The organism is Rhizobium sp. L43, assembly GCF_002531725.1.
Lineage (GTDB): Bacteria > Pseudomonadota > Alphaproteobacteria > Rhizobiales > Rhizobiaceae > Rhizobium.
In genome coordinates this window covers 190892-214451 of sequence record NZ_NWSQ01000013.1, presented here as the reverse complement: position 1 = coordinate 214451, position 23560 = coordinate 190892, and the positions used below count along the sequence as shown (strand labels likewise).

20 protein-coding genes are annotated in these 23560 nt (G+C 62.2%); 13 read left to right on the top strand and 7 right to left on the bottom strand.

Going from position 1 to position 23560, the window contains the following annotated elements:
- Nucleotides 1–386: 386 nt before the first annotated feature.
- Genes CO667_RS18995 through CO667_RS18985 form a run of 3 tightly spaced genes read right to left on the bottom strand, consistent with a single transcriptional unit; the run spans nucleotide 387 to nucleotide 3380 of the window.
- Nucleotides 387–1028 (bottom strand): ThuA domain-containing protein, encoded by a 642-nt coding sequence (locus tag CO667_RS18995; RefSeq protein ID WP_097619824.1) that lies wholly within the window; start codon nucleotides 1026–1028, stop codon nucleotides 387–389.
- Between the two features lie 18 nt (nucleotides 1029–1046).
- On the bottom strand, nucleotides 1047–2147 hold the full coding sequence (locus CO667_RS18990) for a Gfo/Idh/MocA family oxidoreductase (protein WP_097619823.1): 1101 nt from the start codon (nucleotides 2145–2147) through the stop codon (nucleotides 1047–1049).
- A gap of 33 nt (nucleotides 2148–2180) precedes the next feature.
- Nucleotides 2181–3380, bottom strand: a complete 1200-nt coding sequence (locus tag CO667_RS18985) for an ROK family transcriptional regulator (protein WP_097619822.1) — start codon at nucleotides 3378–3380, stop codon at nucleotides 2181–2183.
- 201 nt (nucleotides 3381–3581) lie between these two features.
- On the opposite strand from CO667_RS18985, the gene CO667_RS18980 reads away from it, so the two are divergent.
- From CO667_RS18980 to ugpC, 4 genes are all read left to right on the top strand, one after another.
- On the top strand, nucleotides 3582–4886 hold the full coding sequence (locus CO667_RS18980; RefSeq protein ID WP_097619821.1) for an extracellular solute-binding protein: 1305 nt from the start codon (nucleotides 3582–3584) through the stop codon (nucleotides 4884–4886).
- 81 nt (nucleotides 4887–4967) lie between these two features.
- Nucleotides 4968–5906 carry a sugar ABC transporter permease gene (locus CO667_RS18975; protein WP_097619820.1) on the top strand — a complete coding sequence of 313 codons (939 nt, stop codon included), beginning with the start codon at nucleotides 4968–4970 and terminating at the stop codon, nucleotides 5904–5906.
- On the top strand, nucleotides 5899–6747 hold the full coding sequence (locus CO667_RS18970; RefSeq protein WP_097619819.1) for a carbohydrate ABC transporter permease: 849 nt from the start codon (nucleotides 5899–5901) through the stop codon (nucleotides 6745–6747). Before CO667_RS18975 ends, CO667_RS18970 begins: the two co-directional genes overlap by 8 nt.
- 22 nt (nucleotides 6748–6769) lie before the next feature.
- Nucleotides 6770–7843: a sn-glycerol-3-phosphate ABC transporter ATP-binding protein UgpC gene (ugpC, locus tag CO667_RS18965; RefSeq protein WP_097619818.1), complete on the top strand. Its 1074-nt coding sequence runs from the start codon at nucleotides 6770–6772 to the stop codon at nucleotides 7841–7843.
- A gap of 388 nt (nucleotides 7844–8231) precedes the next feature.
- On the opposite strand, the gene kdgD is transcribed toward ugpC, so the two are convergent.
- The 3 genes from kdgD to CO667_RS18950 all read right to left on the bottom strand — a co-directional run bounded on the left by kdgD (nucleotide 8232) and on the right by CO667_RS18950 (nucleotide 10941).
- Complete coding sequence (gene kdgD / locus CO667_RS18960) at nucleotides 8232–9158, bottom strand: 5-dehydro-4-deoxyglucarate dehydratase (RefSeq protein ID WP_097619817.1); 927 nt, start codon at nucleotides 9156–9158, stop codon at nucleotides 8232–8234.
- Between the two features lie 32 nt (nucleotides 9159–9190).
- Nucleotides 9191–10165 (bottom strand): mannonate dehydratase, encoded by a 975-nt coding sequence (locus CO667_RS18955; RefSeq protein WP_097619816.1) that lies wholly within the window; start codon nucleotides 10163–10165, stop codon nucleotides 9191–9193.
- Nucleotides 10166–10230: 65 nt separating this feature from the next.
- Nucleotides 10231–10941: a FadR/GntR family transcriptional regulator gene (locus CO667_RS18950; protein ID WP_097619815.1), complete on the bottom strand. Its 711-nt coding sequence runs from the start codon at nucleotides 10939–10941 to the stop codon at nucleotides 10231–10233.
- Nucleotides 10942–11071: 130 nt separating this feature from the next.
- Here CO667_RS18950 and CO667_RS18945 point away from each other — a divergent pair, with 130 nt between their 5' ends.
- The 5 genes from CO667_RS18945 to CO667_RS18925 are packed head-to-tail and all read left to right on the top strand — an operon-like array spanning nucleotide 11072 to nucleotide 16188.
- The gene (locus CO667_RS18945; protein ID WP_097619814.1) at nucleotides 11072–12667 is read left to right on the top strand and encodes an ABC transporter substrate-binding protein; all 1596 of its coding nucleotides are present in this window, start codon (nucleotides 11072–11074) and stop codon (nucleotides 12665–12667) included.
- Nucleotides 12668–12688: 21 nt separating this feature from the next.
- Nucleotides 12689–13717 carry an ABC transporter permease gene (locus CO667_RS18940; protein WP_097619813.1) on the top strand — a complete coding sequence of 343 codons (1029 nt, stop codon included), beginning with the start codon at nucleotides 12689–12691 and terminating at the stop codon, nucleotides 13715–13717.
- Nucleotides 13714–14616 carry an ABC transporter permease gene (locus CO667_RS18935; protein ID WP_097619812.1) on the top strand — a complete coding sequence of 301 codons (903 nt, stop codon included), beginning with the start codon at nucleotides 13714–13716 and terminating at the stop codon, nucleotides 14614–14616. The genes CO667_RS18940 and CO667_RS18935 overlap by 4 nt, the downstream gene beginning before the upstream one ends.
- Nucleotides 14603–15448, top strand: a complete 846-nt coding sequence (locus CO667_RS18930; RefSeq protein ID WP_097619811.1) for an ABC transporter ATP-binding protein — start codon at nucleotides 14603–14605, stop codon at nucleotides 15446–15448. Before CO667_RS18935 ends, CO667_RS18930 begins: the two co-directional genes overlap by 14 nt.
- On the top strand, nucleotides 15445–16188 hold the full coding sequence (locus tag CO667_RS18925; RefSeq protein ID WP_097619810.1) for an ABC transporter ATP-binding protein: 744 nt from the start codon (nucleotides 15445–15447) through the stop codon (nucleotides 16186–16188). Before CO667_RS18930 ends, CO667_RS18925 begins: the two co-directional genes overlap by 4 nt.
- A gap of 166 nt (nucleotides 16189–16354) precedes the next feature.
- On the opposite strand, the gene CO667_RS18920 is transcribed toward CO667_RS18925, so the two are convergent.
- On the bottom strand, nucleotides 16355–17410 hold the full coding sequence (locus CO667_RS18920) for a LacI family DNA-binding transcriptional regulator (protein WP_097619809.1): 1056 nt from the start codon (nucleotides 17408–17410) through the stop codon (nucleotides 16355–16357).
- Nucleotides 17411–17596: 186 nt separating this feature from the next.
- Between CO667_RS18920 and CO667_RS18915 the strand changes: the two genes are divergently transcribed.
- From CO667_RS18915 to CO667_RS18900, 4 genes are all read left to right on the top strand, one after another.
- Nucleotides 17597–20119 (top strand): hypothetical protein, encoded by a 2523-nt coding sequence (locus CO667_RS18915; protein ID WP_097619808.1) that lies wholly within the window; start codon nucleotides 17597–17599, stop codon nucleotides 20117–20119.
- 66 nt (nucleotides 20120–20185) lie between these two features.
- Entirely contained in the window at nucleotides 20186–21445 is a 1260-nt protein-coding gene (locus tag CO667_RS18910; RefSeq protein WP_097619807.1) for an ABC transporter substrate-binding protein, read from the top strand.
- Between the two features lie 11 nt (nucleotides 21446–21456).
- Nucleotides 21457–22494 (top strand): sugar ABC transporter permease, encoded by a 1038-nt coding sequence (locus CO667_RS18905; RefSeq protein WP_097619806.1) that lies wholly within the window; start codon nucleotides 21457–21459, stop codon nucleotides 22492–22494.
- Nucleotides 22491–23540 (top strand): carbohydrate ABC transporter permease, encoded by a 1050-nt coding sequence (locus tag CO667_RS18900; protein ID WP_097619805.1) that lies wholly within the window; start codon nucleotides 22491–22493, stop codon nucleotides 23538–23540. Before CO667_RS18905 ends, CO667_RS18900 begins: the two co-directional genes overlap by 4 nt.
- Nucleotides 23541–23560 lie beyond the last annotated feature (20 nt).

The window sequence follows — 23560 nt, the reverse complement described above, 5'->3', positions numbered from 1 at the left end:
ATCCCATAGGCAATTTTAAATGTGTGAATGCCATAGCCCAGCGGGGAGAAGGTGCCCGTAGGGCGGATGAGGGGGCCGGCGAAGCCGGTCTTTTCAACAACACGGACCCCGCAGGTTTCGAGACTCTGTTCAGGCCGCTGGAACTCGGTGTGGCGGGATAGGTGAATTATGTGTGAGAGGTATGCCGTGTGGCCCCCTCATCCGCCTGCCGGCACCTTCTCCCCGAGGGGAGAAGAGCTTATGCCGCGACCTCTCCGTCCCTCGCCACGTCTCGCAAAGTACGTCCTTCGCCGTGTTTACTGGGTCCGGAGAGTCGAGATGTGTGGCTCGACCCCGGTAAGGTTAGGGTGAGGAACAACCACCCCCACAAACCAGCCTGCCTCGCCCTACCGCGCCGCCCAATTGGCGCCGCGGCGGAAGATGGTCTTCATCTCGGGCACCTCGAATTCCTTGGCCTGATGGCCGAGCGAGGAATAGAAGACGCGGCCCTTGCCGTATTTCCGTTTCCAGACCACAGGCATGACAACGCCGTCGATCCAGTAGGCGTGGTCGCCGGTGAACTTCGTCGTTGCCAGAACCTCGTTCGAGGGGTCGACATGCATGTAATATTGCTCTGACGTATAGGGGAAATCGGCAATCCCTTCCACGAGGGGGTCATCGGGCCGGGTGATATTGACGGTATAGTCGATGATGTTGCCGGGGTGAGCCACCCATTGGCCGCCGATGATGAACTGGTAATCGACGGAGTCGCGGAAGGCATCGCCCGCGCCGCCGTGATAGCCGGCGATGCCGACGCCGCTTTCGATCGCCGTGGCGAGATTCTTGACCTCCTCCTTCTCGATCTTCGACATCGTCATGATCGGCACGACGAGGCTGAGATCATGGACGGAAGGGTCGGCAAGCGCCTCGGTGCCATGTTCGAGATAGACCTTGAAGCCGTCCTCCTCGAGCATGGTCTTGATGATTTCGGCGCACTCCTGCGGCTCATGCCCGCTCCAGCCGCCCCAAACGATCAGTGCTTCACGCATAGTCTTTCCTCCTGAAATTTATTTCGCCAGCCGTCCGTCGACGATGGAATCGGACAAGGGGGCAGGGCGCTCCGTCGCCGTGGTGATCGTCACCGTCCGGCCGGTTGCGGCAGCGGTGTGGAAGGCTTCCATGACTTCCAACACATGCAGCGCCAGATCGCCATTGGCGCGGTGCGGCCGGTTGGAGCGGATCGCATGCGCCATGTCGGCGACGCCGAGCGAGCGGTAGTTGCCGTCGGCATAGGGCGCTGTGACCGGCTGGTCCTCGAACGGACCGCCCTTCTTCAGATATTCCACCGGGCCGGCGAACTTGTTCGGATCGGGAACGATCAGCGTGCCCTCGGTTCCGTAGATCTCGAGCGGCACATGCTTGTGACCGGCGACATCGAAGCTCATGGCGATCTGGACGACCGCGCCGTTGGCAAAGGCCATCATGCCGGCAACATGGGTCGGCACATGCACGGGAATGCTCTCGCCATGACGCGGCTCGCTGGTAACAAGCCGTTCCGATCGCGGCGTCGTCGCAAAGCCGGCAACTTGCGAAACCGGTCCGAGAAGATTGACGAGATCGGTGATGTAATAGGGGCCCATATCGAGCATCGGCCCACCGCCGACTTCGTAGTAGAAGGCCGGGTTCGGGTGCCAGCGCTCATGGCCCGGGCACATGAAGGTGGCCGAGCCGCCGACCGGCTGGCCGATGACGCCCTGATCGATCAAGGCGCGGGCCGTCTGGTGGCCGCCGCCGAGGAAGGTGTCGGGGGCGGCGCCGATCCGCAGATTCCGCGCCTTGGCGGCCTCCGCCAATTTTTTCCCTTCCGCGAAATTAATCCCCAGCGGCTTTTCCGAATAGGTGTGTTTACCGGCCTCAAGCGCCTGCAGCGCGACCGCGACATGCGCCTTCGGGATCGTCAGATTGACGATGATTTCGACCGTGGGGTCGGCGAAAAGTGCCTCGACGGATTTGACCGGAACATTGAATTCAGCGGCCTTTGCCTCTGCCAGCTCCCGGTTGAGATCGGCGACGCCGCGAATGTCGAGAATGGGGAAGGATGCCATCGCCGTGAGATAGGCGCCCGAAATATTGCCGCATCCGATGATGCCGATACCGACTTTGTCCATGAATTCCTCCATTAAATCGTGATTGTGCGCCCGTCAGAGCGCCGGCCCTGTCGTGCTCCAGGGTGATTCGTAGAGTTCGTAGAGCGCCACCGCCGCCGCGCCTTGCGCCCAGAAATCATCGCTCGAATCGTCGAAGACGAGTTCGCTTACGCCTTTCAGCGACGGCGGAATGGCGAGCGCATAGGCATCACGCAGGCTGTTCAAAAAGGGTTCGCCGAGCGCCAGGCTCGACCCCACAAGAATGACCCGTGGCGGCGCAAACAGCGTGACGATATTGGCGATGGTCAATCCGACCGCTTCGCCGGCGCGGATGGCGGCGCTGATCAGCCGGTCGTCATCGGCCTTGATCAGCGCCTGGGCATGGTTCATGCCGCGCCCGAGGCGGATCGCTTCGGCAAAACGCCCGTCGGCCTGCTGTTCGCCGAGGATGGCGCTTTCGCCGGCCTGGCTGAAGAGCCGCACGACGCCATTCGGTCCCATGCCGAGCACGAGATCGCCAAGATTGTGGCTGAGGCCGCCGGCACCGCGAAACAGGCTGTTGCCGTGCAGGACGCCGAGCCCCAGCGTCTGTTCCAGCGAAATCAGCACCATATCCTCGAGATCGCGGGCCTTGCCGAACCAGTGATGGCCGAGGGTGATGGCATGGGCGTCGCTTTCGACAATGGTCGGCGTCGAAAGCCGCGCCGACATCTCGGCGGCGAAGTCGACATTGGTGTCGCGAAAGATCGGGCTGCTTCTGATATAGCCGGTGCGGTGCTCGATAACGCCGGGAAAGCCGAGGCAGACACTGTCGACATCCTCCAGCGACAGCCCGGCATCGACGACGCAGCGCCTGACGCCATCCTCGACTAGATCGGCGATGACGCCGATCGGCTGCCGGTCGATGCGGATCGGCAGAGCGAGCTTCGACAGCACGTCGCCGCGGAAATTGGTGACGACGAAGACCATCCTGTTGGCGGCGATCTTGGCGCCCACCACGCGGGCGGCATCGGGATTGAGCTCCAGCATCACCCGCGGCCGCCCGCGCACCGCCTCGTTGCGGATATCGCCTTCGTGACGCGGCAGGATCAGCCCGTCGTCGAGCAGCGAGGCGGTGATGGCGGAAACGGTCGTGGTGGAGAGTTCGGTGCGCTCGCTGATCTCGATCCGCGAGATCGGACCATGGCGCCGGATGGTATCGAGCACGGTCAAGCGATTGATCGCGCGCATTAATTCTGGATCTGCGGTCTTCATTTGGTCTAGCCGGGCGATCGTTTCGTTGGTGCGGAACCCAATATTTTTAACGGGTTACGAAATAAATAGCGGGCAATTCGGCGGCTCTGTCAAGCGCATTTGATAAAAATAGCGGCATTGGGTTGACATTGCGTCAAAGCTCCGTTGAATTAATCCGCATAGGGGAAAAATTGTGAGGATAGCCCCCTGGGAGGAAAAATCATGAATTTTATGTTGAAGAGCGCCGCTCTCGGCGGCAGGCGTATCGCATCCATGGCCGCGGCAGCCGGTATGCTGCTGGCCGGGGCAGGCGCCGCCTCGGCGACGACTGTCGTCAAGTGGCTGCATCTCGAGCTCGACCCGAAATACGTCGCGGCCTGGGAAGACATCGTCAAGAAATACGAAGCCCAGCATCCTGACGTCGACATCCAGATGCAGTTTCTCGAAAACGAGGCCTTCAAGGCCAAGCTTCCCACGCTGCTGCAGTCCGATGATGTGCCGGATTTCTTCTTCAGCTGGGGCGGCGGCGTCCTGAAGCAGCAGTCCGAGACCGGCGCGCTCCAGGATGTGACGGCAGCCCTCGATGCCGATGGCGGCAAGCTGCGCAGCGCCTATAGCCCGGCGTCGGTCAGCGGCCTGACATTCGACAACAAGACCTGGGCCATTCCCTACAAGGTCGGTCTGGTCAGCTTCTTCTACAACAAGGAACTGTTCGCCAAGGCAGGCGTCAAGGCCGAGGACATCAAGAACTGGGCTGATTTTCTCGGCACGGTCAAGAAGATCAAGGCGGCCGGCATCGTGCCGATCGCCGGCGGCGGCGGTGAGAAGTGGCCGATCCACTTCTACTGGAGCTATCTCGTCATGCGCGAAGGCGGCCAAAAGGTCTTCGAAGCGGCAAAGACCGGGCAGGGCGAAGGTTTCCTCGATCCGGCGATCATCAAGGCCGGCGACGATCTTGCCGAACTCGGAAAGCTCGAACCGTTCCAGCCCGGCTATCTCGGCTCGACCTGGCCGCAGGCGCTCGGCGTTTTCGGTGACGGCAAGGCTGCAATCATCCTCGGCTTTGAAAATACCGAGGCCAACCAGCGCAAGAATGCCGGTGACGGCAAGGGTCTCGCAGCTGACAATATCGGCCGTTTCGCCTTCCCGGCGGTCGATGGCGGCGCCGGCAAGCCGACGGATACGCTCGGCGGTCTGAATGGCTGGGCCGTCACCAAGAAGGCCTCCAAAGAAGCGATCGATTTCCTGGCTTTCCTGACGAGTGCTGACAATGAGCGGGCGATGGCCAAGGCCGGTATGCTTCTGCCCGTGGCCGTCGGCGCCGGTGACGGGGTCACCAACCCGCTGCTTGCCGAGTCGGCAAAACAGCTCGCCGCCTCGACCTGGCATCAGAACTATTTCGACCAGGATCTGGGTGCTGCGGTCGGCCGTGTCGTCAACGACGTGTCGGTGGAAATCGTCTCCGGTCAGATGAATTCCAAGGACGGCGCCCAGATGATCCAGGACGCTTTCGAGCTGGAACAATAACCAGCGCCTGCAGATTCCCCCGGCGCTCCTGCTGAAAGCGGGCGCCGGGATTGCTGCCGACGAGATGCGAAAGCAGGAACCATGGCCAATATCTCAGTCCCATCGATAACGACGGCCGCAAGGCCGGCAAGAAAAGCCGCAAACAGCAGGAGCTCGGTCGCGCATGACCGGCTGACGGTGCTGTTGATCTTTCTGCCGCCGGCGCTGCTGCTCTTCACCCTCTTCGTCATCATGCCGATGGGCGAGGCGGCCTGGTACAGCCTCTACAAGTGGAATGGTTACGGCACGCCGACCGAGTTCATTGCGCTGCGCAATTTCCAGGTTCTGTTCCGAAATGCGGCGTTCACGCAGGCGCTGGTGAATAACGGCCTGATCATCGTCATCTCGATCTGCATCCAGGTGCCGCTCGCCATCTGGCTGGCGACGATGCTGGCGCACCGCATTCCGGGCGTCGTCGGCTACCGGCTGATCTTCTTCCTGCCCTATGTGCTGGCGGATGTCGCCGCCGGCCTGATCTGGCGCTTCGTCTATGATGGCGATTACGGCCTGTTTGCCGCCGTATCCAACTTCTTCGGCTTCGCCAATCCTTACGTGCTCGCCGATAAGGACGTGGCGATCTATGCCGTGCTCGGGGTCATCGTCTGGAAATATTTCGGCTTCCACATGATGCTGTTCATCGCCGGCCTGCAATCCGTCGACAAAAGCGTGCTGGAGGCCGCCGAAATCGACGGCGCCACCGGCTGGCAGAAATTCCGTTACGTCACGCTGCCGCTGCTCGGCTCGACCTTGCGTCTTTCGATCTTCTTTGCCGTCGTCGGTTCGCTGCAGCTGTTCGACATGATCATGCCGCTGACGGGCGGCGGGCCGTCCAACTCCACCCAGACGATGGTCACCTTCCTCTATACCTACGGCGTCATGCGCATGCAGGTCGGCCTCGGCAGCGCCGTCGGCGTGGTGCTCTTCATCATCTGCGTGACGCTCGCCTTCGGTTACAAAAGGATCTTCATGCGCCATGACTGATATGAGCTCTTCCATCCGCATGAGAACGTCGACACGCGTCTATCTCTACGTGTCGCTGAGCCTGATTGCCGCGATCGTGCTCGTGCCGCTGCTGACGACGGCGCTCGGCGGCTTCAAGACGTTGGGCGACCTGCGCACCAATCCCTTCGGCCTACCGACGGAATGGCAATGGGCGAACTATACCGATATTCTCTTCGGTGAACGCTACTGGCTGCAGATCGGTAATTCGCTGGTGATCGCCTCGCTCACCGTCCTCCTGACGCTGATCGTATCGTCCATGGCGGCTTTCGCCTTTGCCCATGTCCGGTTTTTCGGATCGTCGTTCCTGCTCAATTATTTCCTGCTCGGCCTGATGTTTCCGGCGGCGACTGCGATCCTGCCGCTCTTCATCCGCATCCGCGATCTCGGCCTGCTCGATACCTATTGGGGCGTGGTGCTGCCGCAGGTGGCCTTCGGCCTCGGCATGAGCATCCTGCTGTTTCGGAATTATTTCCGCAATCTTCCGGAAGAATTGTTTCAGGCGGCCTTTGTCGACGGTTGCGGTTATCTCCGCTTCTTCTGGCATATCTCGCTGCCGCTTTCCCGGCCGATCGTCGCCACCGTAAGCATCATCTCCTTCGTCGGCAGCTGGAACAGCTACATCCTGCCGCTGATCATGCTGAACTCGGAATCGAAATATCCCTGGCCGCTCGGCATCATGGTCTATCGCGGCGAATACGGCACGGAGTGGCAGCTGGTGCTGGCCTTCATCACGCTGACCATTCTTCCCACCATCATCGTCTTTTTCGTCGCCCAGAGACACATCATCGCCGGTCTGACCGCCGGCGCCGTGAAGTCCTGAGCCGAACCATTGGAGTACCATCATGGCATCCGTTCAACTCACCGATATCAGCAAGACCTATGGCGCCGTCGATGTCATCCACGGCATCTCGCTTCATATCGACGATGGCGAATTCGTCGCCCTCGTCGGCCCGTCCGGCTGCGGAAAATCGACGCTGCTGCGGATGATCGCCGGCCTCGAGGAGATTACCGATGGCGAGATCGCCATCGGCGGCAAGGTCGTCAACGCTATGACGCCGCGCGAACGCAACATCGCCATGGTCTTCCAATCCTATGCGCTCTATCCGCACATGACCGTGGCGGAAAACATGGGCTTCAATCTGAAGCTCGCCGGCGTCGCCAAACCTCAGATCGAGCTCCGCGTGGCGGAGGCCGCCCGCATGCTGGATCTCGCCCAGCTGCTCGACCGCAAGCCGGCCCAGCTTTCCGGCGGCCAGCGCCAGCGCGTCGCCATGGGCCGCGCCGTCGTGCGCAATCCCGCCGTCTTCCTGTTCGACGAGCCGCTCTCCAACCTCGATGCCAAGCTGCGCGTGCAGATGCGCTCGGAAATCAAGACGCTGCACCAGAAGGTCCGGACGACCTCGATCTATGTCACCCATGATCAGATCGAAGCGATGACGCTCGCCGACCGCATCGTCGTGCTCAATCAGGGCAGGGTGGAGCAGCAGGGCACGCCGCTCGAACTCTACAGGAAACCCGCCAATCTCTTCGTCGCCGCCTTCATCGGATCACCGGCGATGAACATGCTCGACGGCACGGTCGACGGCGAAAATGGTGGGCCTGCTGCTCGTCTCAGTGACGGCACGGCGATCCGCATCGCGCCCGACCGCAAGGTCAAGCCCGGCCAGGCCATCACCATCGGCCTGCGCCCCGAACATCTCGTTCCCGGCCTGTCAGCCGGCACACCGCTCGCCGGCCGGACGATGCTGGTGGAACCCACCGGCGCCCAGACCCATGTCGTCTTCGACCTCGCCGGCCAGCAGGTGACCGCCATCGTCGACGGCGAATATCCCGCCCGCTATGGCGCGATGTTCGAGGCGAGTATCGGGAGCGATCAGGTGCATGTCTTCGACCGCGGCACCGGTGTGGCGTTGTAGGTGGGACGGCGTTTATTGTCAGCTGCTGCCTTCCACTCTAAACCAAACCGGAGTCGACTTGTCTCGACCGGTCTTCCGTAGACGCGCCCTATGAGAGGTGAGCGGGGGAGCGGAAAGTGCGCGGCATAATCTCTTCTCCCCTCGGGGAGAAGGTGCCGGCAGGCGGATGAGGGGGCCACACGGCACATCCTTCACCCATAACTTATTCTGGCATACCGACGATAGCGCGGTCGGAATCCGCATGGGCAGACCGGCGTCGCCGGCCGCCCTACGGGCACCTTCTCCCCGCTGGGGAGAAGAGGGAAACGAGACGCTGCGGCATGTTCCTTCGCCCCGTTTACGGGGCGCCGAAGGACGGGTTGAGGCCCGTCCTTCATCTCCAATCGTATTACTCCGCCGCGATCCGCGAGACGCCGTTGGCCTGGACGATCTTGTCCAAGAGCGCCAGCTCGTCCTGGGTAAGATCCGTCAGAGGCGGCCGCACCGGTCCCGGATTCTGCCCGAGAACCTGAAGCCCGGCCTTGATGATCGAGACGGCGTAGCCCTTCTTGCGGTTGCGCAAGGCGACGAACGGGAAGAAGAAGCTCTTCAGGATCTCATTGACAGTCGCCTGATCGCCGGTGCGCAAGGCGCCATAAAAGCGCTGGGCGAGCGCCGGGACGAAGTTGAAGACGGCCGAGGAATAGGTCGTCACGCCGGCGGCGAAATAGGCCTGGGCATAGACCTCATGGGTCGGCATGCCGCCGACATAGACGAGACGGTCGCCGAGTTGGGTGGTGATCTCGATGACCTTGTCGACATCGCCGACGCCGTCCTTGAAGCCGATCAGGTTCGGGCATTCCTCCGCCAGGCGCGCGATGCTCTCGGCCGAAAGAATGGCGTTGTCGCGGTTATAGACGATGACGCCGATGCCGACCGATTGGCAGACCGCCTTGACATGGGCGATCAACCCGGCCTGCTCGGCAAGCATCAGATAGGGCGGCAGCAGCAATAGTCCGTCCGCGCCGGCCTTCTCGGCCGCCTGTGCGATCTCGATGGCAAGCGACGTGCCGTAGCCGGTTCCCGAGATGATCGGCGTCTTGCCGGCCGACGCCTTGGCGGCCCGGACGACCTGCGGAATCTCACTCGGATTGAGGGAGAAGAACTCCCCGGTGCCGCCGGCGGCGAACAGCGCGGCGGCGTCATAACCGGCAAGCCACTCGACATGGCGGCGATACTTCGCTTCGTCGAATTTGAGCTGATCGTCGAAATGCGTGACCGGAAACGAGAGGAGACCACTACCAACGGCCTTCTTCAGTTCAATCGGGTTCATCATGAAGTCCTATTCTCTACGTGTTGAAGACCGTGTCAGGCGCTTTCCAGCACCTGCAGAAGGGCGGCGATATAGCCGTAGCAGAAGGCAAATGCGGTGGCGGTTGGATCCTTGCCGCTGACCGTCGGTACATGGTCGGGCATCAGCATGTATTTGAAGCCCACCTCCTTGTAGATCCTGGCCGAGCGGACCATGTCCATGTCGCCTTCCTCGGGGAACGTCTCCATGAAGGAAAGCTTGCCGCCGCGAATGTTGCGGAAGTGAACATTGAAGATCTTGCCGCGCTCGCCGAACCAGCGAATGACATCGTCGATCTCCTTGCCGGGATTTTCGAGCATCTCGCCGATCGAGCCCTGGCAGAAATTGAGGCCGTGATAGGGGTTTTCGCGCATCAGCACGAACTTCTTCAGGCCTTCCACGGTGCCGAGCACCCGCGTGACGCCGCGATAGCCGGGCGGCGTATAGGGATCGTGCGGATGGCAGGCGAGCCGGACGCGGTTGCTTGCGGCGACCGGAACGACGCGCTCGAGGAAATAGTCGATCCGCTCCCAATTGTCGTCTTCGGAGAGCACGCCGGCAAGACCGGGCTCGGCTTGCTGATCCGTCTTGTCCCAGCGGAAGCTGGCATTCAGCGAGCCGCCGCGCCCCGGTTCATCCGGCGTGCGGGGAATGCCAATCAGATTGAGATTGTATTTGACGGCCGGAATGCCGGCCGCCGCCGCATTCTCGATCAGCTTGCAGACGGCGTCGATCTGCCGGTCGCGCTCGGGGCCGGCGAGCAGTATATCGGGATAGGATGCCTTCTCGATCGGCTGCGAGGGCAGCGGCAGCTGGATCATGTCGAGGATCAGGCCGAAGCTTTCGACCTTGTCGCGATGGCGCTCGAGGTCGGAAAGCGTCCAGCTGCTCGGTTTTCCCGGCGGGTCGGCGTTGATATGTTTCACACCCAGTTGCGCGAAGATGCGATAATCGTCGTCATCCCGCGCAGCGACCTGTGTTCCCAGATACATTTGAGTCTCTTTCCAAATTCAACAATGTCATATGACATAATATGAATTTTGGAGAGAGTCGAGCCCTATTGCTGCTCGGCTAGCATCCGGTAACGCCGTTGGCTGGCCATCATATGTGCCCGCATCGCTTGGCGGGCGCGTTCCGGGTCCTGGTCGGCGATCGCCGACAGGATTTCCACATGTTCGGCATAGACCTTTTGCAGATAGTCCCGGTCATTGGCCTCAGGCAGGGTCGGAAACTGGCCGCGGGGAATGGCCTTGGGGCCGAAATGGCGGAGAACGTCGACATAGAATCGGTTGTTGGTGGCGGCGGCAATCGCCATGTGGAAGGCGTAATCTGCTTCCACCGTCTGCTGTCCGGCCTCAATCAGTTGCGCCATTCTGCGATTGGCCTCGCGGATCGCCGCCTCCTGCTCGGCGGTGCGGCGATAGGCGGCGATTGCTGCCGCTTCACCCTCGGCCGCCATGCGAAACTCCAGCAATTCCAAGGTTTCCGGGATGCTTTTGATTTCCACTGGCGTCAACGACAGGACCGAATGAACCTTCGGGTCCGCGACAAAGACCCCTTTGCCCTGGATCGGTTTGACGAAGCCCGCCGATCTCAGATCGGCAATTGCTTCGCGCACCACGGTGCGGCTGACGCCGAAGGTCGCTTCCAGCTGCGGCTCGGTCGGCAGTTGGTCGCCGACACGCAGTTTCCCCGTTTCGATTTGCGCCCGCAGCTGATCGATGACCTGCTGTGCCAGTCTTTGCCGACCGCGGCTGAGTGTCGTCATGTCCGTTCCCCATTCCTCTGCATCACGTCTTCCGTTCGGCTCTTGCAAATCATATTCGATTTCGTTAAATCATAATACGACATACGGGTGACATAATATGTCTCTTATAGTAATCCAGGGAGGACTGACAATGAAGCATTTTTCTAAGGGCTTATTCGTCGGCGCCGTCATCGGCGCCCTGACGATCGCAGCACCGCAGCTGCAGGCTGCGACGCCGCAGGACCAGCTGGTTGTGGGCACATCGCTGGCGCAGGTTTTGTCCCTCGATCCGCAGCAGGCGACCGAAGGTAAAGCGGTCGAGATCATGTCGAACCTTTACGACCGGCTGGTCGCCAGCACGGCGGATGGCAAGATCCTTCCGCAGCTGGCGGAAAGCTGGAAAATTGACGACAAGGGCATCACATTCACGCTGCGCAAGGCCAATTTCGCCTCCGGCAACCCGGTCACCTCGAAGGACGTGGTCTATTCGCTGGCCCGGCTCCTGAAGATGGATCAGGCTGCCGCCGCCAACCTCAAGCGCGTCGGCTACGACAAGAACAATGTCGAAAAGCTCGTGACAGTGGTCGACGACCAGACGGTGCGGATCGATCTCTCCGACCAGGTGACGGCAGAGCTTCTGCTCTACCGGCTGACGACGACCACCACCAGCGTGGTCGACAGCGTCGAGGTCGAGAAACACGCCGTCGACAATGACTACGGAAACGCCTGGATGCGGACGCATTCGGCCGGCTCCGGTCCGTTCACCCTCAATCGCTGGTCTCCGAATGAGCTGGTCATTCTCGATGCCAACAAGGGCTATATGACCGGCGCGCCGAAGATGAAGCGCGTCATCGTCCGCCATGTGCCTGAAAGCCAGGTCGAGCGGCTGATGCTGGAGCGCGGCGATATCGATATTGCCAGCGCCCTGACGGCATCCGATCTCGCGACGTTCCAGGCCAAGCAGGGCTTTGCCATCCAGCGCATTCCGACAGGCGGCTTCTATGTGCTGTCGATGAATGCCGGCAACCAGTACCTCTCCAATCCCAAGGTCCGAGAGGCCATTGCCTACGGCATCGATTACAAGGGCATCGAGAAGACGATCATGGGGCCTTATGGGCGGGCGAGAAACGTTCCCGTTCCGGAGAATTTCGAATATGCGATTGCGAATCCCGATTGGCATCTCGACGTCGAGAAATCCAAGCAGCTGCTGAGCGAGGCCGGTTTCAAGGACGGCTTCTCGCTGACGCTGAAGACCATTGCGCAGACGCCGCGTATCGATCTTGCCACCGCCATCCAGGCATCGCTTGCCCAGGTCGGCATCAAGATCGACATCCAGCAGGGCAACGGCTCGGAAATCATTGCCGCCCATCGCGCCCGGGATTTCGATCTGCTGATCCCGCAGACCAGCGCCTACATGCCGAACGTACTCGGCTCGATGGAGCAGTTTTCCTCCAATCCTGATAACTCGAAGGAAGCCAACAATGCCGGCAACTTCGTCTGGCGCTCGGCCTGGGACATTCCCGAACTGACGGCCCTGACGGCGAAGGCATCGATGGAGCCGGACGCCAAGAAGCGCGGCGAACTCTACGTTCAGATGCAGAAAATGTTCGTGGAACAGAAGCCGGCAGTGCTGCCGCTGTTCGAGCGCTTCGAGCCGATCGTCCTCAACAGCAAGGTGCAGGGATATATCGGGCATCCCTCACAGCTGACGCGTCTCGAGAACGTGACCAAGGTAGAAACCCAGTAAGACTCCCAGGGTAAGCCGATCATGAAGGAACTCTCCGTAGCCGAATTTGGCCGACGCCTGGCGCATTTGCTGGTCAGCCTGTTCATCCTCCTCTGTGTCACCTTCGTGATCGGCCGCATCTTGCCCAACGATCCGGTCGGCGCGATCGTCGGCGAGCTCGCCGATCCCGCCGCCTATGCGGCGATGCGGGCGCGCCTGGGGCTCGACCTGCCGATCTACCAGCAGTTTTTCCTCTATCTCTATGGGCTGGCGCATGGTGATTTCGGCACTGCCGTCCTCACCGGCAATCCCGTCTCTTCGGACCTTGCCCAGGCGTTTCCGGCAACATTCGAACTCGCGACGCTGGCGGTGATCATTTCCACCTTCGTCGGTGTTCCGCTCGGGCTCACCGCAGCCCTGTTTCGCGACAGCCTGATCGACAAGACCGCCCGGGTGGTCGCGCTCGTCGGCCATTCGATCCCGGTCTTCTGGTTCGGCATCGTCGGGCTGGTCATCTTCTATGCCGGCCTCAATTGGGTCGGCGGCCCGGGCAGGATCGATGTCTTCTACGAAGGCCTCGTCACGCCGAGAACCGGCCTGTTGCTGATCGACAGCCTGCTGCAGGGCGAGACCGAAATCTTCTGGAATGCCCTTGGCCACATCATTCTTCCCGCCGTCATCCTTGCCTATGCGGCGATGGCCTACATCACCCGCATGACACGCAGTTTCACCCTGGAGCAGCTGAGCCAGGATTACGTCATCGCCGCCCGGGCCAAGGGCGTCAGCCCGACCGGCACGATCTTGCGCCATGTCCTGCCGAACATTGCCGTGCAGCTGATCACCATCCTGGCCATTTCCTATGGTGGGCTTCTCGAAGGCGCCGTCGTGACCGAGATCGTCTTCTCCTGGCCGGGCATCGGCCAGTACATGACGAATGCGCTGATGATCGGCGACATGAACGCCATCGTCGCCGGCACCATCATTGTGGGATTCATTTTCATGCTGTTGAACTTCCTGGCCGACGTCGCTTACGCCGTCTTTGATCCGCGCATGCGGGAGGCGGCCCGATGAGCGACGTTATCCGCAGCGAGATTCAGATCCGCCCTCCAAGTGTGTCGACCCGTATTGCGGCGTCGTTTGCGCGCGCCGGCCGCAAATTGGCGGCCGAGCCGCTTGGTCTTGGAGGGTTCGTCATCCTCGGTCTGCTTTGCTTGATCGCAATCTTCGCGCCGCTCCTGGCGCCATACGATCCGGCGATACAGGCGCTTGGCGATGCCTTGCAGCCGCCGAGCCTCGCGCATCTGGCGGGCACGGACGAATTCGGCCGTGACATCTTGAGCCGCCTCATCTTCGGCACGCGCATCACCATCCAGACCGTGCTGTCGATCTCCTTGATCGTCGGGCCGATCGGCCTGTTGATCGGCGTCGTTGCCGGCTTCTTCGGAGGCCGCACCGATGCGATGTTGATGCGCGCCACCGATATCGTTCTGTCTTTTCCGTCGCTGATTCTGGCTCTGGCTTTTGCTGCGGCACTCGGCGCCGGCTTGACCACGGCAATCATCGCGATCTCGTTGACCGCATGGCCGCCGATTGCGAGGCTCGCGCGCGCCGAGGCGCTTGTCGTCAGAAACGCCGATTATGTGGTCGCCGCCCGCCTTTATGGCGCCTCGCCGATGCGCATTCTTCTCCTCTATATCGCACCGATGTGCGTCCCGTCGGTCATCGTTCGCCTGACGCTCAACATGGCGGGCATCATTCTGACGGCAGCTTCGCTTGGCTTCCTCGGGCTTGGCGCCCAGCCGCCGGCGCCGGAATGGGGCGCGATGATCTCCAGCGGCCGCAAGTTCATGCTGGATTATTGGTGGGTTGCCGTCATGCCGGGTATCGCCATCCTCCTCACCAGCCTTGCCTTCAACATCGCCGGAGATGCTCTGCGCGACCTTTTGGATCCCCGCCATGCAAGATCGTGATCTGCAGCCCGTTCTTTCCGTTGAAGGATTGACCGTCCGTTTCGGCCGAGGCGCCGTGCCCGCCGTCTCCAACGTCAGCTTCGACGTCGGGCGCGAACGCGTCGGCATCGTCGGAGAATCCGGTTCCGGAAAATCGACGACCGGTCGCGCCATCATGCGCCTTTTGCCGCCGGCCGCGGTGGTCTCGGCCGAACGCATGGATCTCGGCGGCGATCCATTGCTTTCAAAGAGCGAGCGTCAGATGGGAGCGCTACGCGGCAAGGACATCGCGCTGATCATGCAGGATCCGCGCTATTCGCTGAATCCGGTGCTCTCGATTGGCAAGCAGATCGCCGAAGCCGCGCGCCTTCACCTCGGTCTTCACAAGAAACAGGCGCATGAGGCTGCCCGCGCCATGCTGGAGCGCGTGCGCATCAGCGATCCGGACCGGGTCATGGCGCTTTATCCCCACCAGATATCGGGCGGCATGGGCCAGCGCGTGATGATCGCCATGATGTTGCTGGCGCGGCCGAAGCTCGTCATCGCCGACGAGCCGACCTCGGCGCTCGATGTCAGCGTTCGCAAGGACGTGCTGCTGCTGCTCGATGAACTGGTGCGCGAGAACAATTCCGGACTGCTGTTGATCAGCCACGACATTCGCATGGTGGCAGCCTTTTGCGAGCGCATCATCGTCATGTATGCCGGCCGGATCGTTGAGACGCTTACCCGTCTCGAGGACGCCCGCCATCCCTATACCCGCGGGCTGATCGCTGCGCTGCCCGACCCCAGGAATCCGGTTCGCCGGCTTGCGGTTCTCGACAGGACGAAACTCGATCTGGAGACGGCGCAATGATCAATGTGCGTGACCTCGATGTCGTCTTTGCCTCCGGCAAATCAAGCAACCATGTCGTCAGGGGCATCAGTTTTCAGGTTAATGAGGGCGAGACCCTTGGCATTGTCGGTGAATCCGGATGTGGCAAATCGACGGTGCTGCGGTGTCTCGCCGGCATGGAGGCCGGCTGGACCGGCCAGATCGAGCTTGGCGCCAAACCGATCGGCAAGAAGCGCTCCCGCGAAGAGCTGAAATTCGCCCAGATGGTGTTTCAGGACCCATACGGATCCCTGCATCCGCGCCATCGTATCGGCACCGCCTTGGCCGAACCGCTACGCTCCATGGGCCATGCCGATATCTGGTTGAAGGTCGAAAGAGCCTTGATCCAGGTGGGGCTGCCGGCAAGCTTCGCAAACCGTTTTCCGCATGAGCTTTCCGGCGGCCAGCGGCAGAGGGTGGCAATCGCCCGGGCCCTGATCCTGTCGCCGCCCATCCTGTTGCTCGACGAGCCGACCTCGGCGCTCGACGTCTCGGTCCAGGCCGAAATCCTCAACCTGCTTGCCGATCAGCGCGAGGAAAAAGGGCTGACCTATCTGCTCGTCAGCCACGACCTCGCTGTCATCGCCCATATGTGCGACCGGGTGCTGATCATGAAGAACGGTTGCTTCGTCGATGAGCTCACCAAAGCAGATCTGCAGGCCGGCGTTACGCATGATGCCTATGCGCGGGAACTGTTCGAAGCGAGCTTTATGGAGGCTTGATAAAAAACGGGGAGAGGGGACGTGCCCTGCGAGAGGCTTTCGGAGAGCTCGCGGCCTGGTCCCTTCGCCCCGTTTACGGGGGTCCGAAGGACGGGTCGAGACGAGTGGCTCGACCCCGGTCGGTGGCGGCAGCCGGATGAGGGGCTGCCCCCCCGGCACAGAATCCTCAACGCCCCTCCGTCACAGCAGGCATACGCCTGACAGCCGCAACGCTACCCCTTTCGACGAGATGGCAGGAAAGCTCGACACGGCGCCGTGGCGTCGCAAGGCCGAGCATCATGTCGCGCAGCAGATCGAGCGCGGTGGCGCCGAGTTCGCGCATCGGAATATGCACCGTCGAGAGCGGCGGATTGAGAAAGGCCGACTGCGGCAGGTCGTCTATGCCCATAACCGAGATGTCCTGCGGCACGGCATAACCCATCGCCTGCAATCCGCGCACGGCGCCGTTGGCAAGACTGTCGCCCGCTGTCAGGACGGCGGTGAAGAAGAGACCTTTGTCGCGGACGAGCCGGGTGATGGTCTCGGCGCCGAGTTCCGGCAGCCAGTCGCCGACCTCCAGCACCAGGTCGGCATCGGCTTTCAGCCCGTGGTGCTGCAGGGCGTCGCGCCAGCCCTCCAGGCGCCGCTCGATCGTTCGCCGTCCCGGCCTCAGCATGAACAGGATGCGTTCATGCCCGGATTTGATCAGGTGCTCGGCGGCGATGAAGGCGGCCGAGCGGTTGCAGGGCGTCACACTCGAAAGCCGCATATAGGGATCGTCGCTGTTGACGAGCACGACAGGCTTTCCGAGGCTGGCGGCCGCCGCCAGCATATCCTCATCGTCAACGGTCAGGATCAGCATGCCGCCGAAACTCGGATCGTCCCGCATCTCGGCGACGACGCGCGCTTCGTCACCGTTGTCGGCGACCGGGCGCATCGCCACCTCGATGCCGAGGGCGGCGGCGCGCGCGTTCAATCCTTCGAGCACGTAGAGGGTGAACTGGTTGCGGACATAGTCGATCATCGCCGCGCCGGAGGCGACGAGCATGACCTTCTTGCCGGCGACACTGGCCGGCAGCGCGTAGCTGACCGCGCTTGCCGTTTCCAGCACCAGCTTGCGGATCTCGGGCCTGACGCCCTTTTCACCGGCGAGCGCGCGGGAGACCGTGCTGATCGAGACGCCGCATCGGGCGGCGATGTCGTCGAGGCGTGTGCGCCTGCCTTTTTTCTGCTCCGCTGACATGACATCTCCTCGCTTCCTCTTCAGTATGCAAAAATCTTTCAGATTGCGCAAATGGAACGCCTATGCACAATTGCTTGAGGTGTCCGCGACAAGCGACAGAGCAGGGAGGCTTTGAGGATGCGGTTTGACGGCCAGTTCACGCGTCGGTGTTTTGCCTGTTGTCTTCAGGTTCAAGCGGGCTGAAGCATGGCCGCCGAGCAGCAATCCCATCTCCGCCGCCAGACCGCGAAGCAAGCCCCGATCGTCTATTGGCAGCTCGGCCGTCTCTCTGAGGAGCGCTACGACGTCGCCGACGGCCCGATGGAAGGCAGCATGGATCCGTTTTTCTTCGTCACCAAGACGAAGAACTTCATTCCGCACGAATATCCCTGCCGCACCGAATTCAAAAAATCCTTCTCCGGCCGGCGGCCGCAGCCATCAGCCGAATTCGAGGCTAGCCGCTGGTGGCTGCCCTTTGCGTCGCCGCGTGTCGATCTGTCCGGCTTCTGGTTTCGCCCGACGCGCATCGGCTGCTGGGCGCGCACCTTCCTCGATGCCCGGTCGGCCGGCCGTGCCACGCTTCGCCTGTCGACCTGCGGCGGCGCCATCCTCTTCGTCAATGGCGCCGAGCAGGGCTTCATGGCGCCTTACGAGCGCAATCTGGAAGCCCAGCAGATCTTCGAGGTCGAGCTTGTCGCCGGCCCCAACGAGATCCGCATCTATGTCGACGATCTCGCCGAGCGCGACGCCCGGTTCTATTTCCAGCTGGATTATCTCGACGGGCCGGAGGTCGAAACATCAGTTCCCGTTCCGATCGCCGCCGGTGACGCGGATGCGCTGGAGGGAATCCTCGAAGGCATGCGCTTCGACCGCACCGCCTATCTCGGCGAAGATGTAACGATCCTGTTTCCCGTGCCGCTGCCGGTGGTGCTGAGCTGCCATGTCGAGATCGAAGGCGACTTCATGTCGATCGAGCGCTTCGACTATGATTTCACGCTGGAAAAAGGCGCAACCAGGCTGGAGCTCGGCCCCTCGGCTGATATGCCGGCCGATTTTCGCCATTTCCGCATCACCTTCAAAACAGGCGAGCTTTCGCTCGGTCGCACGCTCGGCGTCGAGATCTGTCATCCCGAGCGGCAGGGTGAGGCACCGGCCGCCCTCAAGGACCGCGTTGCCGAGGCGCTGGCCGAGGTCGCCGCCCATTCCGAGCCCGATACGGTCTGCGCCTTCGCGCGCCTCGCTCTAGGGCAGGGCGGCGAGGAGACCGAGGCGATGATCGCAGTCATGCTGCCTGTGATCGAGGATTGTCACGACTGCGCCGATTTCGTGCTGGTGCCGCTGCTCTTTGCCTATACGCGCTGGAGCGATCTGCTGTCGCAAGGCCTGCGGCAGAGGATCGAGCACGCCGTGCTCAATTACCGCTACTGGATGGATGAGCCCGGCAACGACGTTCAGTGGTATTTCTCCGAAAACCACGCGCTTCTCTTCCATACCGCCGCCTATCTCGGCGGCAGGCTGTTCCCCGATGCCGTCTTCGTCCGGTCCGGCCGCAGCGGTGCTGCGCAGATGCAGGTCGGCGAGGCGCGTGTCCGCGCCTGGCTCGATCATTTCGAGCGCTGGGAAATGGCCGAGTGGAATTCCGTTCCCTATTTCCCGATCGACCTCAAAGGCCTGACGGCGCTGGCCGCCTGCGCGCCGGATGAGATTATCCGCGCCCGGGCGAGCGCCAGCATCGTCCGGCTGATGGAGATCGTCGCCCGCTCGGCCCATCATGGCATGCTGACCGGCAGCCAGGGCCGCTCCTATGAACATACGCTGCGCCCCGGCCGCTCGGTCGAACTCTCCGCCATCGCCCGCCTGCTCTGGGGCCGCGGCTGGTACGGCCGGCGCGTCCACGCCTTGCCGCAGCTTGCCGTCTGCATCCGCGACCACGGCCTGCACTTTCCAGAAGCGTTGGCGGCGATCGCCGCGCACCAGTCCGACGACGCCCAGGAATGGACCTTTTCCCAGGGCGAGAACCGTTTCGCGGCGCTCTATCACTACAAGACACGCGACACCGCGCTCGGCACCATCGCCCATTATCGCCCCGGCGCCTGGGGCTATCAGGAGACGGTGCTGCATTTGCGCCTGGGTCAGCGGCCGGAAGCACAGATCTGGATCAACCATCCCGGCGAAACCATCCAGTTCGGCTACGGCCGGCCGAGCTTCTGGGGCGGCTGCGGAACGCTGCCGCGCGTGCATCAGTATCGCGATCTGGCGATCCTCGATTTCGACATCCTCGAGGGCCAGCCGGATTTCACCCATGCCTGGTTCCCGCTCGAAGCCTTCGATGAGAGGGTGGTCGACGGCAATCTGGCGCTGGCCCGATCCGGCGACGGGCTTGCGCTGCTGATCGGCAACGGCGCGCTCGAACCGGTGAAGCACGGCCCGACGACGGATGTCGAGCTGCGCCTCGCCGGCCGCAACGGTCGCTGGATTGTCCGTCTCTCCGATCTCACCCGCGAGGGCGGCCTCGACGGCATGCGGACGCGTTTCGCTACACTCGCCGCCCGCCGTGACGGGCAGGGCGCCTTGACCGTCACCGATCCGGACTACGGCCATGTCGTCTTCGAGGAAGACGGCACCGTGCGCGCCGAAAACCGTATTCTCAGACCTTCGGACTGGTCGGTGCCGGGAGAAGCGGTACATCTGGAGATATCGGGCAGGCAGCCTCGGCGCGCCGCCTCATAGACGACGTGTCCGGCAGGTGGAGGACCCGGCCGGGCGCAGCAATTCATCGGTCAAGTGGAGGAGAAAATGACCAGAATGAAATCGATCGGGGCGGCTTTTGCTGCCGTTCTCTTGAGTTCCGTTGCCGCTCATGCCGGCGACGTGCGCATCATGTGGTATTCCGACGGCGGCGAAGGCGCTGTCGTCAAGGATCTGCTGGCGCGCTTCTCCAAGGCCAATCCCGATGTCAACGTCATCCTCGACGAAGTCTCCTACGACGTCGTCAAGGAACAGCTGCCGGTGCAGCTCGAAGCAGGGCAAGGGCCGGATATCGCCCGCGTCACCAATCTGAAGGCGCAGGCGCAGCACTGGCTCGATCTTCGCCCTCTTCTCGCCGATGCGAAATATTGGGACGATAATTTCGGCGCCCAGGCCGACTGGATGCGCCCCGACGGCTCGAACGCCATCACCGGCTTCATGACGCAGCTGACGCTGACCGGCGGCTTCGTCAACAAGACGCTGTTCGAACAGGCCGGCGTTGAAATTCCCGGCCCGAAGGCCACCTGGGACGACTGGGCGGCGGCAGCCAGGAAGGTCGCCGACAGCCAGAAGGTCTTCGCCATGGCGATCGACCGCTCCGGCCACCGCGTCTCCGGCCCGAATATCTCCTACGGCGCCAACTATATCGCCGCCGACGGCAAACCGGCGCCGATCGATCAGGGCGCCAAGGAGTTCCTCAGCCGCTTCGTCAAGTGGAACGAGGATGGCACCGTCAACAAGGATGTCTGGGTGAGTGCCGCCGGCACCACCTACCGCTCCGGCGCCGAAGACTTCATCAATGGCGGCCTCGCCTATCTCTACTCCGGCAGCTGGCAGATCTCGGGCTTTGCCCAGAAGATCGGCGACAGTTTCGACTGGGTGATGGCGGGAAGCCCCTGCGGCACGGTCGCCTGCACCGGCATGCAGGGTGGCGCCGGTCTTGTCGCCGTCAAATACACCAAAAACCCGAAGGACGTCGCCAAGGTCATGGATTACCTGGCAAGTGCCGATGTGCAGAAGGAGTTCGCCGAGCGCAGCCTGTTCATTCCGGCGCATAAGGGCGTGGCCGCCGGCCAGATGGACTTTAAGACCGACAATCCGCATGTGCAGGCGGCGCTGAAGGCCTTCGTCGAATCGGCCGGCCAGACGGCGGCGCCGGCGATGAAGCTGCCGGGCTGGAAGTGGTCCGACGCCTATTACAGCGCCATCGTCGCCCGCATCAGCCAGGTGATCGCCGGCGAAATGAAGCTCGACGATGCCTATGCGCGCATCGACGAGGACATCAAGGCCAAGGTTGGCGGCAACTGACGGACGAACCGATGGCGGAGAAGACGGTTTCTTCCGAACCACCTGTCAAAACCGGTCTGCGGCAGGCGCTGCTTGCGCCTGTTCGGCTTGCCATGGGGCTGGTCGACATCCCCATGCGCGGCTGGCAGAAGCTGACGGGGCTGAACGGCATGGCGGGCGTCTTCCTGGCGCCCAACATGCTGATCTTCACCATCTTCGTGCTCCTGCCGCTGGTCATCAACTTCCTCTATTCGACGACGAGCGGCAGCGCCATCTTCCTTCCGAACAGGACCTATGTCGGCGCCGACCACTACCGCATCCTCTTCGATTGCCGCAGCTATCTCGACCCTTCGACCTGTGCTGCCGACACCTTCTGGGCGGCCGTGCGCAACACCGCCGTCTTCGTCGTCTTCCAGGTCTCAGCGATGCTGATCGCGGCACTGGCAACGGCTTTGATCCTCAACCGCGAGCTTTCCAATCGCGGCTTCTGGCGCGCCGTCTTCTTCTTCCCGGTGCTGCTGTCGCCCGTGGTCGTCGGCCTGATCTGGAAATGGATCCTGCAGCGTGAAGGCCTGCTGAACTATGCGCTGAGCCCCTTCGGCTTCGAGCCCTTCTCCTGGCTCAGCGATCGTTTCTGGGCCTTCTTCTTCGCCGTCTTCGTTTCGGTCTGGGCGCATATGGGCTTTTATGCGCTGATCCTGCTCGCCGGCCTGCAGGCGATCCCGCGGGATCTCTACGAGGCGGCGGCGATGGACAAGGCGAGCCCCACCCGGATCTTCCGGCGCATCACCCTGCCGCTGCTGATGCCGAACCTCATCGTCGTCCTGGTCCTGGCGCTGATCCGCGCCGTGCAGATTTTCGACGAGGTCTTCGTGCTCACCGGCGGCGGGCCGGGCACCAGCACCATGTATATCACCCAGTATATTTACGAGACCGGCTTTGCCAGTTCGCTGCGCAATCCGGGGCTTGCCTCGGCCGCCTCGATCCTGATGGGCATCGTGCTCGTCATCCTGACGCTGGTCCAGCTTGGGGTCAGCAGCCGCAACGAGAAGAAGGGAACACGCCAATGAGCGCTGTCGGCACCTTCCTGCTTCGCCGCCGCGGCCGTGGCTGGCATTGGACCGATGTCGTCACCTGGATCTGGTTGATATCGGGCGTCTTCCTGATGTTCGGCCCAGCCGTCTGGCTGGTCTTCTCCTCGTTCAAGACGCCGGCGGCGCTCGCGGAATTCCCGCCGTCCTTTCTGCCCTATGTCACCGAACAGGCCGTGGTGCCGGGCTACGACAAGCCGTTGCCGCTCTACACCGTCGAGATGCCTGATGGCAGCAGCCGTCAGCTCGCCGAAATCCGCCGCATCGGCATCATCGGCCAGATGATCGATCCGAAACAACCGGGCGACATCGTCAAGGTCAACATCAAGGACCGCACGCCGGTGCGCGAGGTGGAATTCGCCGGCGGCAATTACACCGAACCGTTCCAGCGCTTCGATTTTTTCCTGTTCCTGCGCAACTCCGTCTTCGTGACGGTCTTCGCGACGGCGATCACGCTGCTCGTCAATTCCATGGCCGCCTTCGCCCTGTCGAAATACCAGTTCCCCGGCCGCACCGCCGTCATGCTGATGATCCTGGCGACGCTGATGGTGCCGCTCTCGGTCATCGTCGTGCCGCTCTATTCGGTGATCGGCACGCTGAACCTGTTCGACAGTCTCTGGGGCGTCATCCTGCCGACGGTCGCTACCCCCACGGGCGTCTTCCTGCTCAGGCAATATATGCTGACCATCCCCGACGAATTGATCGACGCCGCGCGCATGGACAAAGCAAGCGAATGGCAGATCTACTGGCGCATCATCCTGCCGCTGTCGGCGCCGGCGCTGGCGGTGCTGGCGATCTTCTCGGTCGTCTGGCGCTGGAACGACTTCCTCTGGCCGCTGATCGTGCTCTCGCGCAAGGAACTCTATACGCTGCAGGTCGGCCTCAACGTCTATGCCGGCGAGCTCAATGTGCAATGGCACTACATCCTCGCCATGACCGTCGTCTCGATGATCCCGGTCGTGCTGATCTTCGTCTTCCTGCAGCGCTTCATCACCACAGGCATCGCCGGCTCTGGCCTGAAATAGGCCAGCTGACAATACAACAG

What these genes read in the sequence shown, in the direction of transcription:
- CO667_RS18900 (WP_097619805.1), top strand. Translation starts at nt 22,491, where the DNA reads ATGAGCGCTGTCGGCACCTTCCTGCTTCGCCGCCGCGGCCGTGGCTGG.
- CO667_RS18955 (WP_097619816.1), bottom strand. Translation starts at nt 10,165, where the DNA reads ATGTATCTGGGAACACAGGTCGCTGCGCGGGATGACGACGATTATCGC.
- CO667_RS18945 (WP_097619814.1), top strand. Translation starts at nt 11,072, where the DNA reads ATGAAGCATTTTTCTAAGGGCTTATTCGTCGGCGCCGTCATCGGCGCC.
- CO667_RS18915 (WP_097619808.1), top strand. Translation starts at nt 17,597, where the DNA reads ATGGCCGCCGAGCAGCAATCCCATCTCCGCCGCCAGACCGCGAAGCAA.
- CO667_RS18970 (WP_097619819.1), top strand. Translation starts at nt 5,899, where the DNA reads ATGACTGATATGAGCTCTTCCATCCGCATGAGAACGTCGACACGCGTC.
- CO667_RS18950 (WP_097619815.1), bottom strand. Translation starts at nt 10,941, where the DNA reads ATGACGACACTCAGCCGCGGTCGGCAAAGACTGGCACAGCAGGTCATC.
- CO667_RS18925 (WP_097619810.1), top strand. Translation starts at nt 15,445, where the DNA reads ATGATCAATGTGCGTGACCTCGATGTCGTCTTTGCCTCCGGCAAATCA.
- CO667_RS18980 (WP_097619821.1), top strand. Translation starts at nt 3,582, where the DNA reads ATGAATTTTATGTTGAAGAGCGCCGCTCTCGGCGGCAGGCGTATCGCA.
- CO667_RS18990 (WP_097619823.1), bottom strand. Translation starts at nt 2,147, where the DNA reads ATGGACAAAGTCGGTATCGGCATCATCGGATGCGGCAATATTTCGGGC.
- ugpC (WP_097619818.1), top strand. Translation starts at nt 6,770, where the DNA reads ATGGCATCCGTTCAACTCACCGATATCAGCAAGACCTATGGCGCCGTC.
- CO667_RS18995 (WP_097619824.1), bottom strand. Translation starts at nt 1,028, where the DNA reads ATGCGTGAAGCACTGATCGTTTGGGGCGGCTGGAGCGGGCATGAGCCG.
- CO667_RS18940 (WP_097619813.1), top strand. Translation starts at nt 12,689, where the DNA reads ATGAAGGAACTCTCCGTAGCCGAATTTGGCCGACGCCTGGCGCATTTG.
- CO667_RS18930 (WP_097619811.1), top strand. Translation starts at nt 14,603, where the DNA reads ATGCAAGATCGTGATCTGCAGCCCGTTCTTTCCGTTGAAGGATTGACC.
- CO667_RS18975 (WP_097619820.1), top strand. Translation starts at nt 4,968, where the DNA reads ATGGCCAATATCTCAGTCCCATCGATAACGACGGCCGCAAGGCCGGCA.
- CO667_RS18910 (WP_097619807.1), top strand. Translation starts at nt 20,186, where the DNA reads ATGACCAGAATGAAATCGATCGGGGCGGCTTTTGCTGCCGTTCTCTTG.
- kdgD (WP_097619817.1), bottom strand. Translation starts at nt 9,158, where the DNA reads ATGATGAACCCGATTGAACTGAAGAAGGCCGTTGGTAGTGGTCTCCTC.
- CO667_RS18905 (WP_097619806.1), top strand. Translation starts at nt 21,457, where the DNA reads ATGGCGGAGAAGACGGTTTCTTCCGAACCACCTGTCAAAACCGGTCTG.
- CO667_RS18985 (WP_097619822.1), bottom strand. Translation starts at nt 3,380, where the DNA reads ATGAAGACCGCAGATCCAGAATTAATGCGCGCGATCAATCGCTTGACC.
- CO667_RS18920 (WP_097619809.1), bottom strand. Translation starts at nt 17,410, where the DNA reads ATGTCAGCGGAGCAGAAAAAAGGCAGGCGCACACGCCTCGACGACATC.
- CO667_RS18935 (WP_097619812.1), top strand. Translation starts at nt 13,714, where the DNA reads ATGAGCGACGTTATCCGCAGCGAGATTCAGATCCGCCCTCCAAGTGTG.